This window comes from Marinobacterium marisflavi, assembly GCF_982447095.1.
In genome coordinates this window covers 1539516-1553216 of sequence record NZ_OZ457898.1, presented here as the reverse complement: position 1 = coordinate 1553216, position 13701 = coordinate 1539516, and the positions used below count along the sequence as shown (strand labels likewise).

Genomic DNA, 13701 nt, shown 5'->3' with positions numbered 1-13701 from the left:
CAGTCAGTGAAGCTGATAACTGCAGTTTAGATCAAAGTTGCTGGTTTGCACTGTCATAAATCAAATTTTATGCTGCGGCAGCGGACCGCCTGAACACTGTGTTGGAGATCGCTTTAATAGCCTTACCCAATAGTTTGAAGAATCCGTTACCAGCATTGGCTAACTCGAGACCCCAGAGCTGCTCTTCAACCTCATCAAAAAGGTGGTTGGGATGCAGATTTCTCGGCGTGAATACGCCTTGGCTAATGGGTAGGTCCGCGAGAACTGGCTCGTACTCCAGCTCTTCCAGCTCTGTGCCGAAAAGTTTTAGATCACCGTCTATTACATGGATTAGCTTTGGCCAGTTATTCAGGCTGCTCCAGCCTGTGTTGAAGCTCAGTGATTCGAATCCGATCGGATACTTGCGCGAGCCACGGTTAGACCTGCTCGTAGTTTTCGCAGTTAGTGTCGCGCCTCGGCATTTGAATAGCAGCGCGATAGGTAGAACAGCCCAAGCGCTGACCAGCATCAGAAATGCGGCGACGAAACGTTCTGAGTTTGTCGTTCGGGTAACTCGTGCGTTACTCGATATGGGAGAGAGCAGGGCAGGATCATCAATCTGCTGCGCAATTCCATGTTTTAGGTCGATCATCAAGCTGCCGTAGGCTAAACAGTTCTCCAAACTCACGTTTTGGCCAACGTAGGTGCCGGGTAGTACGATGGCATTTTTGAGGGTTGCTCCGCGGTCGACGAAACTGCCGTTCTCAACGCTAACATTCGCCTCCATTGAAACAGATCGATCGATGACCGTATCGCGACCGACGTAGAGAGACCCGTCGATGGCGTCAATACGATCATTGGAGAACTCAGGTGTCGCCGTCCATTTGTGATCATCAAGCATCAGGCCTCGAGGTGTACAGCACCAGAGCTTGGAGTGCAGAATTCGTTCGGTAATTTCGGCATACTCCTGCAAGCTTGTCAGCAGGTGAGGTGTTTGAGCACCTGACTGCACACTCTTCCAGCTCAGTTGATCAAGCTTCTCTCTGGATTTTTCAACGCCTAGATCAACCTCCGCCAGATGCACTATCGAGCCCGCATTTCTCGGTTGGGGCACGATGTCTGCCCGAAGGGCGCAAAACTGTTTTGGCAGTTGGTCAGGGTATCGCGCTACCAGGTCAGTCGGCGCCTCTTCACCGCGCGAAGGCAGGTAGTGAAGCTCAAAACCCCAATGATCACCGGATGGGAACTGCGATTTAATTTCGCTGCTGTGTGAACCCACGAAAAGGTAGACCTTGTTAAATTTCTGCTCGCAGAGGTATTCGAACCAGAATTCAAGCGCGCATTTTCCGCCAATAGGGAGATTGGCGGGTGCAAAATGTTCGTTCAGTGGCGCGAGTTCAGCACCCTTGCGATCAGCGAAGAGTACGGCAGTTTTAGGTGCAATCATCAGTAAGCTCCCTTACCGCTGACAACGGCAGGTATGGTCTTGGCAATCAACTTAATGTCGTTGGTGGTTGACTGGGTATGTACATAAGCGGTGTCGAGTAGAACCTGCTTATCAAACGGCAAGTCTGAGCGGCCGGATATCTGCCAGAGGCCGGTTAGCCCCGGTTTCACTTCGAGGCGGGCACGAGCCAATACGGGATAGGCCTCAACCTCTTGGGGTAGTGCCGGTCGCGGACCTACCAGCGACATCTCGCCTGTCAGTACGTTAAGCAGCTGCGGTAGCTCGTCGATCGAAAGTCGGCGGATAACTCTTCCAATGGGCGTGATGCGTGGATCTCGCTTCATTTTGAACAGCACACCGCCGGCCATTTCGTTTTGAGCTTCCAGGTCAGCCTTGCGCTTGTCGGCGTCGGTATACATAGAACGAAACTTCCACATACGAAACAGCTTTCCGCGCAGGCCTACGCGCATCTGCGAGTAGAAAATAGGTCCGGGCGAGCTGATTTTTATCAGAAGGACAACGATGATCAACACTGGCGAGAGCAGCAGAAGTCCCGTGCCGACACCGATAAGGTCCAACGCCCGCTTTAATAGCGTGCCAAGCCTGCGGCGCATCCGAAAACTGCTCGCTTTGACGGCAATAATTGTGCGTAGCAGGCGGGAACGCCAGCTTGAGCCAAGGATAGCTAGGTTAAGTTGTGCAGTATCTCCCTGAGGATGAAGTTTCGCTTCAAACCAGCGAGCCACATAACCAGTCCAGTGTGTTGGTTTAAGCAAAACAGTGTGGCGTTTTTTACGCAGCGCCAGTGCAATGCGACGCCAGAGTGTCGATTCGTTGGCTCGTAACTCCATAATGCTTTCGGGTAGACCGCTACCTATACCGATGAAAAGCTGATCTTTCATCAACCGATTCAAGCGCGACAACATTCGCTCTTGCTGGGGACTATCCAATAGCGAGATAACCACGCGTGACTCAGATTGCTGCAATCTAGCGGCTAGCTCAGTAGTACTGAAGTGATACTGATCATTCAGAGTCTCAATGGAGTGGTGTAAGGATGGATAGCGCTGCAGCAGCAGAGGCTCCAGCGTGGCCATCATCCTATTATTGCTGGTGAGAAAGACGGTTTTGAGCTGGCGTGACTCAAGTTCTAGTAATAGCTCATCGTAGAGCAGTTGTGTTGGAACACTGGGCTGGGAATCTACATTGTAGACTGATAGCTGAAGCTGCAGAGCTTGCCCGCGAGGGACTAGCAGCTCGGCACGCTTAAGCATCTCGTATGCCTGTTTGTCGTCGCGGCACTGGTTGAGAATCGTCGCATCAACAAAGGATAGGGTCTTGTTGCCCGGTGTCATCAACCCAAGACCGATCCAGCTAACAAATCGGTTCGGTTCGACTCGGGACAGGCTCAACCCCAAATGGTTGAGCGCACCGTTTGAAATTGATGCAACCCGCTGATTTGACTGATATGACATACTACTGCTCACAGAATTACCCAATGAACGGTCACTCAAGCTGCAAGCACGCGATCAATCGCAGCACGCGGATCCTGGTAGATCTCAAACAACTCCTGCAGGCGCGTCAGTTCAAGCAGCGACTGCACACTCGGTTGCGGTGAGAGCAGCACAGCACGGCCATTTTTTGCACCAACACCCTTATAGAGTGCAACTAGCACAGCCAGACCAGAAGAGTCGGTAAAGTTAACGCCGGCCATATCAACGACTAGGCGGTGGCGGCCCCCTTCGATCATTGAGTTGATGCTAGTTTTGATCTCGTTAGCGTTCGCCATGGTGAGTTTCTCAGGCAGGTGAACAACTTCGGCTTCGCCGTATGAGCTTACACTTACTGACATTTTTGACTTCCTCTATTGTGCTTAGCGACCTGGCTAAGCTTCTTCAAACTATCTCTATTGGTAACGTAGCAAGGGGTATGCCAACATTTCTTATCAGCTGCTTTTATACTCAAGCACCCAGCGGTTCTTGCCCTGTTTTCGCTCCGTCTTAATGTTATCGATCCAACCGAGAAGGATGTGATAGCCGCGACCCGATTCGGCCATCAGGTCGATAGGTTTTGGTGGGCAGAGATGCGGAATAGGGTTGGCGAATTCGGTGATATCGACACGCAGACAATTGCTTGCCACCTCTATCTTGATCTCAACTGCAGGTTTAATAACATCGGAGTGCCAGTTGGCATGTTCGACATAGTTATTTAATAACTCTGCCAGCGATGTCTGTACCCGACCGATCAATCTTTCTGCGACGTTGAGCGTCTTAAAGTGAGCCTCGGAAGCGCTAAGCACCTCGATAGCACTCTCCATTGTGGGTTGCATGCTGAGGAAGAGCGGTCGAGGGGTAGGGCGTTTGTTAACCGTGCAAAGCGAGCGCTTCACTAGCAGAACGGAGACGTCGTCAGCCAGTGGTTGATGCCTTTGCCATTGGCGTTTTGTTTTTACGATCTGCGCCATGGTCTCTGTTGCATCGAGCCCCGGCGCGTTTTTAAGCACGCTCTCGATTGCGTCGCGACCCAGAGTTTCGCCGGACGGCGATTGCACGTCGAAAAGTCCATCGCTGCTGAGCATAAGTGTACTGCCGGAATTGAACGGCAGTACGCGAGTCTCGAAATCGGCAAAATCGAACAGACCAACGGGAAAGCTACCGCGATTGATCTGGATCTGCTCTCCATCTGGACTAATAACGCAGGGGTGTGGATGCCCTGCCTGGCAGTAACTTACTTTGTCGTGCTCCTCGTCAATGAGCGCGAGTAGCAAAGTAAAGTAGAGACCAGAAAAGCGCTCGCTGGGAAAACGCTCATTCAGTCTGCGCGCGATTTGATGCAGGGGCGGCATCGAGTTCGCGCTGAGGTGGTAATTGAGCATCTGCTGCAGGGCATTCTGCAGAGCGAATGAGAGCATCGCTGAAGCTATGCCGTGGCCCATGACATCGATTTGGTAAAGCAGCGTTTGACCAGGTTTTGGATGCACCAGTCCCATAGCATCGCCGCCAATACCTCGGGTCATCGTGAAATGCGTCGCAAGTTGTAGTGTTGGAGAGAGCCACTGATCCTGAGGTACGTACTCTTTCTGTAGCTTTGCCGCCAGCGCCAACTCATCTTCGTTCTGTTGTTGCGCGATGCGCAAACTGAGATTCTGAGCCTCGACCGAGTCGCGCATGCGGATTAAACGCGCACCCGCTGCAAGACGAACACGGAGTTCATCTTTATTCGCCGGCTTGGTAAGGAAGTCGTCTGCACCCGCATCCATTCCAGCAACCAGATCCTGATGATCATCACTTGCTGTCAGCATAATAATGTAGGGGTGCTGGTACTCTGGCGAACTGCGCAGCTCTCGGCATAGCCCGCGACCGTCTAAGTTAGGCATCGTGAGATCACTGATGATGAGACGGTGTGTTTTGTGCTGCAGCTTTGTTAGGGCGTCAGCTCCATCAACCGCCTGTTCGACCGGATACCCTAGTGCTCTTACCATATTGGTAATACGCAGTCGCTCGGTCGGGCTGTCATCGACAATTAATACAGAGTGTTGCGCTTCTTCGGAATTAACCTCAGTGTCGGGCTGAGGCGTAGTTTGCATATTCATCGAGATGGCCTTTAACGTGCAGCGCACGATTCAACGGGTTTGCTAAAAGTTTTAGCAGTAACCATGCCAATTTGGTCAATAGAAAATAGAAGGCGACGAGTTGCTAGATTTCAAGCCGGGAGCCTCAGCCTTACCGCAACTGCTCTGATCGTTGCAATTAGCGTTGCATTTTGCAAAGCAAATCGATAATTTCGGTTGGAGCGTGCGGAGTTTCATCGTACGCCGATTAGTTTTTGTGCTTATTTAAGTCCTGCGAAGAGTTTCCCAGATAATCTCAGAGTTTGGCTTGTAATTCGTAGAAAGCTGGCACGCAGTTTGCTTAAACTGGATGTGTATTAACAATCCATAGGTAATAAAGGATGCAAATAATGCCCTCTGTAGTTGAATCACTTGATGAGCAGTTCGTGAAATCAATCGGTGGCGTGCTTGATCTAGCGGTAATGGAGCGTCTTCTAGAAGACACCTCTGTCGAGTTTTTGCCAAGTTTGATCGAGGTATTTGAAACGGAATCGGCTCAACGCTTAGAGAATATCCAGACAAATCTTAAGCAGGATGATATGTCCGCGCTCTCCGTCGAGGCCCACTCGCTTAAAGGTACATCAGCGACCTTTGGCGCAGAGTCTCTTCGTTATCTGAGCGAGCGTATCGAAAAGAGTGCCAAAGCCGGTGATTCAGCAACTGTTGAGTCGCTGGTGCCCGAGATTCCCGCGCGTCTTGAGGCGGTAATTACAGCTCTAAACGAGTTCTCCTCAAAGCTTGAGAGCTAACCGAGATTCTCAACAATAGTATCAATCACCCGAGAGTAGGGTGTGAGGAATAGTTCATGAGTGATAATCCGGCAGACGTTTTGATCGTCGAGGATAGTGCGAGTCTACGCAAGATTTACACTGAGTACCTTAAGAGCGAGTCGATTAGCGTTGATATCGCTGCGACGATTAAGGAAGCTCGGGATAAGTTGAGAGTGCGCAGTTATCCCTTGATCCTTCTTGATGTCAAACTGCCGGATGGTGATGGTTTCGAGATTCTTCGTGCGTTGACCGAAGCGGGCTCACCAAGTCTCATCATAGTGATGACCGCCCATGGCTCTATCGGCAAAGCTGTTGATGCGATGCGATTAGGCGCTTATGACTTTCTCGAGAAACCCTTTGACTCACGACGTCTTAAAACCACAGCTAAAGCGGCGCTCGCGCAGGCTGCCAACGCGGCCGAGCGAGCACCCGAGCAGTCTGATCAGATGGTTAAGCAGTTTCATAACTTTGTGGGCGGCTCTGACACGATGCACGAGGTCTATGAGCTGATCAAGAAGGCGGCACCCAGTAAGGCATCAGTATTTATCACTGGCGAGAGCGGTACCGGTAAAGAGCTCTGCGCGGAGGCCCTTCACCGTCAAAGCGTCCGTTCGGATGGCCCATTTATCGCTCTCAATTGTGCTGCTATCCCAAAGGATTTGATGGAGAGCGAAATTTTTGGCCACCTAAAAGGGGCGTTTACAGGCGCAACCGCCAACCGTGAAGGTGCGGCGAGTATGGCCAATGGCGGTACCCTATTTCTCGATGAGATAGGCGAGATGAGTTTTGATTTGCAGACCAAGCTTCTGCGCTTCATCCAGACGGGGATTGTCCAAAAAGTTGGCAGTAACAAGGATGAGGTGGTTGATGTGCGCTTTGTCTGCGCGACAAACCGCGAGCCTCTTGAAGAGGTCCGAGCCGGGCGCTTCCGAGAAGATCTCTACTACCGTCTTCACGTCATACCAATCTCTATGCCTGCCTTGCGTGATCGGGATGATGACATCATGTTGATCGCGAATAACTTCCTCAAGCGTTTTTCGCGAGAGGAAGCTAAGCAGTACGATGGTTTTTCTCCGATAGCGGAGTCAGTCTTCCGTCAATACAGTTGGCCTGGTAACGTACGTGAACTTCAGAATGTGGTTCGAAATATCGTGGTGCTCAACCAAGGTGGCATTATTGATGTTAAGCAGTTACCGCCGCCTCTAGATAGCTTCAGTGCGACGGTAGCTCCCGCGACTAAGGCCGCACCTAAGACACGACGTCGTCGCTCCAAGGCCAATGCCGGGCTGTTGGCTACAACGCTTGCTGATATTCGCCCAATGGCGGAGATTGAGAAGCTGTTTATAGAGAATGCGATCGCGCTGTGCGATGGTAACGTGCCCAAAGCGGCCGCATTGTTAGAGCTAAGTCCCTCGACGATCTATCGTAAGAAGATCGCATGGGACGCGCAGAAACCGGTAAAAGCCAAAGCCTGAGCCATCTCTAGTGAACGGGAGTTTTGCACTGGGGCGAACTCCCTATCAACCTGTCTGGATTGAGTTCGTGTTTGTCGCGAATATCACCGACCTCCGCACGGTTACGCCCCTGCGCTTTGCCACGATAAAGTGCCGCATCGGCGACTGAGAAGAGATCGTCCTGATTCATCCCGTTACGGTAGGTCGCTATGCCGATACTGACAGTAATTCTACCCACCGTGGTGAAGCTAAAGCTGTCTATAGTCTCGCGAATCTTCTCTGCCATCAGTACGGCGCTGCTCAAATTTGTGTTCGGAATCAGTACAATAAACTCCTCGCCACCCCAGCGCCCGATATGGTCAGTGTCCCGCGATACCTCGCGCAGCAACTGTGCGAATTGGAACAGCAACTCATCGCCAACTAAATGACCGTAGTTGTCATTGACGCGCTTAAAGTGGTCAATATCGATGAGCAGTATACTGAAAACATCGCCGTATCTAACACTACGCTGTATTTCGCGCTCCCAGAGTTGGTCGATACTCTGGCGATTATGAAGCCCGGTCAGATGGTCGGTCATCCACAACTCTTCCAACCGTTTTTGCGAGGTCACATCCTGGCGAATCTGAATATAGCCGCAGCGCTCACCCTGGGCATCGACGAGGGGTTCAACGGTCGCTTCGACCCAGTAGTAGTTTGGGCCTTTGCCTTGATGGCGGACGGTTCCACGCCATATGCCACTCTTATCGATAGTTGCAATGATCTCAGTGTAGAGTTCATGACCCAACTGCGGGTCAAGCAACTTCCAGACAGGCTCACCAATAAGGTCCTGCTTCTCGTAGCCTGATATTTTCAATAGTGCGTGTGAGACCCAGGTGATTTTTAGGTCGAGGTCTGTACGCGAGGCGATTACCTGAGAATCAAATTTGTCGAGTAACTGCCTCTGTTGCCCCAGCCCCTGTTGGAGATCACGCAGAAAAATCTGACGTTGACGCGCACTGCGCCAAAAGTAGAGTGCCGCCAGGGTACTGAGTACTGTTACCGCAGTTGCGCCAGCGATGCTGAAACCGAGAGCAGACGTTAGGGCGGGTAGAGCTGCGTTAACGGGAGTTGCACCTGTAATGGCAATGAGTGCCGCGGTAGATGCGGCGACAGGAGACCAATTTTTAGGTGCGCGGGAGTGCGGCATAACTGCAAACAGCCCAATCCAAAAGATTATCTAATAAATATAGTTCGGATTGTGCAATTTGCGAGTAAGCATAAAAAAGCCCCGCTGGATTCAACCGCCGGGGCTCGGGTGTTTCGTTTCAGTCTAGGTTTACTGAGGAATTGAACCCGTCAGACCTTCAACGTAGAAGCTCATGCCGGCCAGAGTGCCGTCATCAGCAGTTTCACCTTCAGCCAACCAAGCAGAACCGTCCTGCTTGTTGATTGGACCCGTGAACGCATGGTATTCGCCCGATGCCAGCGCATCGCGCAGAGCTTCGGCTTCAGCTTTTACGTCAGCAGGCACAGCTGATGAGATCTCACCGATGCCAACCATGCCTGGACCGATACCGTCCCAAGTGTCGGTTGAAGTCCAAGTACCATCCAGAACGGCCTGAGTACGTGCAATGTAGTATGGTGCCCAGTTGTCGATGATAGATGACACGCGCGGCAGTGGGCCGTAATCAGCCATATCAGATGCCTGACCGAAGGTGATGACATTGCCCGCTTCCTGGGCTGCTGCCTGCGGTGCAGTCGAGTCAGTGTGCTGCAGGATCACGTCAGCGCCCTGTTCAATCAGTGCTTTAGCGGCATCTGCTTCTTTCGCCGGATCGAACCAGGTGTAGGCCCAAACAATGTTGAACTCTACATTTGGATTCGCCTTCTTCGCATGAATGTAAGCCGAGTTGATACCGCGGATTACCTCTGGAATTGGGAAAGAGCCGATGTAACCAATCTTGTTGGTTTTGGTCATCTTACCTGCGATGTGCCCCTGTACTGCACGGCCCTCATAGAATCGTGCTGAGTAGGTTGATACGTTGTCAGCGCGCTTGTAGCCAGTCGCGTGCTCGAACTTAACCTTAGGGAACTTCTTGGCAACGTTGATGGTGGGATCCATGTAACCGAAAGAGGTTGTAAAGATCAGGTCTGCACCCTGCAGCGCCATCTGAGTCATTACACGCTCAGAGTCAGCACCCTCAGGAACACTCTCCTGGAAAATTGTCTCAACACGATCACCAAAGTGCTTCTCGACCGCCAGACGGCCCTGTTCGTGCTCGTAAGTCCAGCCGCCATCACCAACGGGGCCAACGTAGACAAAACCGACTTTAACGTCGGCTGCCATTGCTGCAGAGCTCAGCGCTACAGCTGCAACCGTTGATGCGAAGATTGATTTAAGTTTCATGGGGTACTCCCTGTGAAGTTGCCTGTTAAGGTTAGTTGCCTCAGCTTGAGGCGTGGAATAGGCGACCGAGCGATGCAGGTGCGCACTGATTCCCTCGAGCCGAAATTATTACCAAGACCGCTATAGTTATCAAAAACGGCGACATAGACAAGTACTCTACCGGAATTGCTACGCCAGCCGCCTGTAAATTGAGCTGCAAAACGGTTATTCCGCCAAATAGATATGCCCCTATCAGTGTCCGCCAGGGCTTCCAGCTTGCGAAAACTACTATTGCCAAAGCGATCCAGCCCGCACCAGCAGTCATGCCCTCGGTCCACTGGGGTACGCGCGCCAAGCTGATATAAGCACCCCCGAGGCCTGCACAGGCACCACCGAACATGATCGCCATAAAGCGGATACGTATCACCTTGTAGCCCAGAGCATGGGCGGCGTCGTGGTTTTCACCGACCGCACGCAGTATCAGACCAAAGCGGGTGTATTTAAGCGTGTACCACACCAGCGCGACAATCAGTATTGAGATGTAAACCATAAGGTCATGTGAGAAGAGCATCGGGCCTAGGACTGGGATGTCGGATAGCATCGGAATCTCGAAGGATTTGATGGTTGGTGACTTGATGCCCTCATAGGGCTTGCCCAGTAGAGCAGAAACACCCAGGCCGACCAGGGTTAATCCGAGACCTGTTGCCACTTGGTTGGATTTGAAATAGAGCACCAGTGTGGCAAAAATTGTAGAGAGCAGGGCGCCTGCGATAGCGGCTGTTAAGAACCCTAGCAGTGGATTCTCAGTGTTCACTGCGGTGATAAAACCAACCACAGCGCCAACAATCATCATCCCTTCAACACCGAGATTCAGTACACCCGACTTCTCAACAACCGTCTCACCGATGGCTGCCAATAGAATGGGGGTGGCAGAGACCATCAGCGAAGCGATCAAAAGAATAGGATCTATTCCAAGTAGGTTCATCAGTGTGCCCCCCCGAGACGCAGACGGTAGTTGGTGAAGATATCAGTCGCGAGCAAAAAGAGCAGCAGCATGCCTTGGAATAGCTGAATTGAAGCGCCCGGAAGTCCCAACATTAACTGAGCTAATTCGCCGCCAATATAGGTGAGCGCCATCAATAAGCCAGCCAGCAGTATACCAATCGGATGCAGACGTCCCAGGAAGGCAACAATGATTGCGGTAAAACCATAGCCGGTGTTGAAATCGATGGTAATCTGACCGGATGGACCTGAAACCTCGAACATGCCGGCTAACCCTGCCAGCGCGCCAGAGAAGCCAAGACAGAACACTACGAGGCGCGTCGTTGAAACGCCGGCGAACCGAGCGGCTTTGGGTGCTTCACCCATTAGACGCACCTCAAATCCGCGAATATGGCGGGTCATCATTACGTAGGTAAAGATCACTGCGATAAATGCTGTGATGACACCCCAGTGCATACCTGAGTTAGCAAATACCTCTTCGTTAAAGGCGCTCGGGTACTGTTGCAGGTTTCGCGAGCCCGGGAAGCCGTAGCCGTCCGGGTTCTTCAGAACGCCCTGTGCAACTGAGGCAAGGATCGATTCAGCGACGTAGACGAGCATCAACGACACTAGAATTTCATTGGTCTTAAACTTGGTGCGCAAAATGGCCGGAATCATAGCCCATAGCCAGCCGCCCAGGGCACCCGCAATCACCATTGCGGGGAAGATCAAGGGGGATTCGGTTGGGTAGACTGCCAACGCGGTAGCTGCACCGAAGATTGCCCCCATGATATACTGGCCTTCCGCGCCGATGTTCCAGATACCCGCACGAAAGCCCACAGACAGACCGATCGCGATTAGGATAAGTGGCCCTGCTTTGACCAGCAGTTGTGGGCGTGAGTAGTCGGCAAAATTTGGATCGAATAGTGGATCCCAGAAGATGATGCGTATCGCCTCCACTGGATCCTTTCCTAGAGCCGCAAACATGATCCCGCCGGCGATCATCGTCAGCAGAACGGCGATAAACGGCGTCAGAATTGTTGTAGCGCGTGATGGATTAAGGCGCTTCTCAAACCGAATCATTGAGCGCCCTCCTGGCCAGCACCGTGCGAACCGCCCATCATCAGGCCGATCTGATCAAGTTCCAGTTCTGCGGTGGGGTAGGTGGCCGAAAGCGTACCTTCGTTAAGGGCACAGAAGTAGTCGCTTATCTCTAGTAGCTCATCCAGGTCTTGGCTGATCACAATAACGCCCGCTCCGTTGTCGGCAAGGTCAAGTAATTTTTGTCGGATTGAAGCTGCTGCGGCTGCATCCACACCCCAGGTTGGCTGGTTTATTACGAGCACTTCAGGTTGCTGGGAGACTTCACGTCCCACTACAAATTTCTGCAGGTTGCCGCCTGACAAGGAGCCGGCCGGCGTATGGGTGCCCGGGGTTCTCACATCAAAGTCAGCAATCACCCGCTGGGTGAATTGCTCGGTCGCACTCCAATTAATGAAACCGCTATTAAGCAGTCCCATGCGGCGCGCGGCCGTCACCACCGAGTTCTCCTTCAATGACATTCCAGGAGCGGCGGCATGACCTAGACGCTCTTCGGGTGCACTGAGCAAACCGAGTTCACGACGCTTGTTCGGCCCCAGCCTGCCTATCGCTTGGTGTTTAAGACGGATGGTATCGGCGCCAGTACGCATCTCTCCGGATAGGGCTGCCAGTAGTTCATCTTGGCCGTTGCCGGCTACACCACCAATTCCAAGTATCTCACCCGCTTTTACTTCAAAACTGATCGCGCGCAATGAGGTGCCAAAGGGATCGGCACTTTGTGAGCGAAGGTTATCCACTTGCAACAAAGTTTCACCGATCTCACGCTGTGCCTTAACGGGATTTGAGAAGCTGGCGCCAACCATCATTTCGGCCATATCACGCGCTGTAGTTGAGGCGGGGATACAGGTTGCCACCTTTTCACCGTGGCGCAGTATCGTCGCGGTATCGCAGAGTGCTCGGATCTCTTCAAGCTTGTGCGAGATATAGAGAATCGAGGTGCCCTCAGCTTTAAGCTGACGCAAAGTTTGAAACAGAATTTCAACCTCTTGTGGCGTCAATACCGAAGTCGGCTCATCCATAATCAGGAGTTTCGGGTTTTGCAGAAGGCAGCGGATGATCTCAACTCGCTGGCGTTCACCGGCTGAGAGGGTACCGACGATACGCTTGGGTTCAAGCGGCAGGCCGTAGGCGTGTGAGACATCCTCAATGCTCTTGGCAAGCTCTCTGGGTGCTGGAGCGTTATCCATACCCAGGGCAATATTCTCGGCAACACTAAGAGCATCAAAGAGTGAAAAGTGCTGAAACACCATGGCAACACCGCTAGCACGTGCGCGGTTCGGTGAATCGGGCGCGAAACTCGTACCGTTCAACCTCATTTCACCTGCATCCGGGTTGACCAGGCCGTAAATCATCTTTACGAGGGTGCTTTTGCCGGCGCCGTTCTCGCCCAGTAGCGCATGAACTTCACCCTTGTTGATCGTGAAGGAGACGTCGTTGTTGGCAACAACACCGGGGTAGGCTTTGGTGAGCCCAGTAATCTCTAACAGCGACTCTGGCATCAGTTATCGGCTCTCAGCTAGCGGCGGCGTAAAGGTTTGTACCATATCCCGAGGGAATCGTATCCAGGTATCCTGGCTCACCTCGGTGATAAAAGTATCGACCAAAGGCTTGCCAGCAGGCTTCGCATAAAGCGTCGCAAAATGGGCTTTGGGTAGCATTTCGCGAACGTGGCGAGCGGTTTTGCCGGTATCGACCAGATCATCAATCAGGATCATTCCCTCACCGTCACCTTCAACGCCTTTAAGTACCTCAATATCACCCTGTACCGAGGCCTCGCCACTGTCTGAATTGGTGTAGGAGACAACGCAGATGGTATCGATCAGTCGCAGATCCATCTCACGGGCCAGAATAGCGGCAGGCACTAGACCACCGCGGGTAATCGCAATAACACCCTTCCATGGGCCCAGTTCAAGCAGACGCCAGGAGAGAGCACGGGCATTGCGGTGCATTTCGTCCCAACTAACCGGGAAGTCTTTGTTATAGGGTGTCATCACTTA

The 13701-nt window shown here is 52.3% G+C and carries 12 protein-coding genes; 2 read left to right on the top strand and 10 right to left on the bottom strand.

The annotated features are described in order from the left end of the window. Positions 1-67 precede the first annotated feature (67 nt). The 4 genes from AC1WNR_RS07675 to AC1WNR_RS07660 all read right to left on the bottom strand — a co-directional run bounded on the left by AC1WNR_RS07675 (position 68) and on the right by AC1WNR_RS07660 (position 5015). Entirely contained in the window at positions 68-1426 is a 1359-nt protein-coding gene (locus tag AC1WNR_RS07675; RefSeq protein WP_481643926.1) for a hypothetical protein, read from the bottom strand. Further along, positions 1426-2898: a sugar transferase gene (locus AC1WNR_RS07670; RefSeq protein WP_481643925.1), complete on the bottom strand. Its 1473-nt coding sequence runs from the start codon at positions 2896-2898 to the stop codon at positions 1426-1428. Before AC1WNR_RS07670 ends, AC1WNR_RS07675 begins: the two co-directional genes overlap by 1 nt. Positions 2899-2933: 35 nt before the next feature. Beyond that, complete coding sequence (locus tag AC1WNR_RS07665; RefSeq protein WP_481643924.1) at positions 2934-3275, bottom strand: STAS domain-containing protein; 342 nt, start codon at positions 3273-3275, stop codon at positions 2934-2936. 93 nt (positions 3276-3368) lie between these two features. Then, entirely contained in the window at positions 3369-5015 is a 1647-nt protein-coding gene (locus AC1WNR_RS07660; protein ID WP_481643923.1) for an ATP-binding SpoIIE family protein phosphatase, read from the bottom strand. 368 nt (positions 5016-5383) lie between these two features. Between AC1WNR_RS07660 and AC1WNR_RS07655 the strand changes: the two genes are divergently transcribed. Together AC1WNR_RS07655 and AC1WNR_RS07650 are read left to right on the top strand one after the other, a co-directional pair. Further along, positions 5384-5782: an Hpt domain-containing protein gene (locus tag AC1WNR_RS07655; RefSeq protein WP_481643922.1), complete on the top strand. Its 399-nt coding sequence runs from the start codon at positions 5384-5386 to the stop codon at positions 5780-5782. Between the two features lie 56 nt (positions 5783-5838). Further along, entirely contained in the window at positions 5839-7278 is a 1440-nt protein-coding gene (locus AC1WNR_RS07650; RefSeq protein ID WP_481643921.1) for a sigma-54-dependent transcriptional regulator, read from the top strand. Positions 7279-7285: 7 nt separating this feature from the next. Here the strand turns inward: AC1WNR_RS07650 and AC1WNR_RS07645 are convergent, their stop codons facing one another. The 6 genes from AC1WNR_RS07645 to gpt all read right to left on the bottom strand — a co-directional run bounded on the left by AC1WNR_RS07645 (position 7286) and on the right by gpt (position 13695). Beyond that, positions 7286-8443: a GGDEF domain-containing protein gene (locus tag AC1WNR_RS07645; protein WP_481643920.1), complete on the bottom strand. Its 1158-nt coding sequence runs from the start codon at positions 8441-8443 to the stop codon at positions 7286-7288. A gap of 129 nt (positions 8444-8572) precedes the next feature. Further along, positions 8573-9643 carry a BMP family ABC transporter substrate-binding protein gene (locus tag AC1WNR_RS07640; protein ID WP_481643919.1) on the bottom strand — a complete coding sequence of 357 codons (1071 nt, stop codon included), beginning with the start codon at positions 9641-9643 and terminating at the stop codon, positions 8573-8575. A 40-nt stretch (positions 9644-9683) separates the two neighbouring features. Beyond that, positions 9684-10607 carry an ABC transporter permease gene (locus AC1WNR_RS07635; RefSeq protein WP_481643918.1) on the bottom strand — a complete coding sequence of 308 codons (924 nt, stop codon included), beginning with the start codon at positions 10605-10607 and terminating at the stop codon, positions 9684-9686. Then, the gene (locus AC1WNR_RS07630) at positions 10607-11686 is read right to left on the bottom strand and encodes an ABC transporter permease (protein WP_481643917.1); all 1080 of its coding nucleotides are present in this window, start codon (positions 11684-11686) and stop codon (positions 10607-10609) included. Before AC1WNR_RS07630 ends, AC1WNR_RS07635 begins: the two co-directional genes overlap by 1 nt. After that, entirely contained in the window at positions 11683-13203 is a 1521-nt protein-coding gene (locus tag AC1WNR_RS07625; protein WP_481643916.1) for an ABC transporter ATP-binding protein, read from the bottom strand. The genes AC1WNR_RS07630 and AC1WNR_RS07625 overlap by 4 nt, the downstream gene beginning before the upstream one ends. A gap of 3 nt (positions 13204-13206) precedes the next feature. Further along, the gene (gene gpt, locus AC1WNR_RS07620) at positions 13207-13695 is read right to left on the bottom strand and encodes a xanthine phosphoribosyltransferase (RefSeq protein ID WP_481643915.1); all 489 of its coding nucleotides are present in this window, start codon (positions 13693-13695) and stop codon (positions 13207-13209) included. Between the last annotated feature and the right edge of the window lie 6 nt (positions 13696-13701).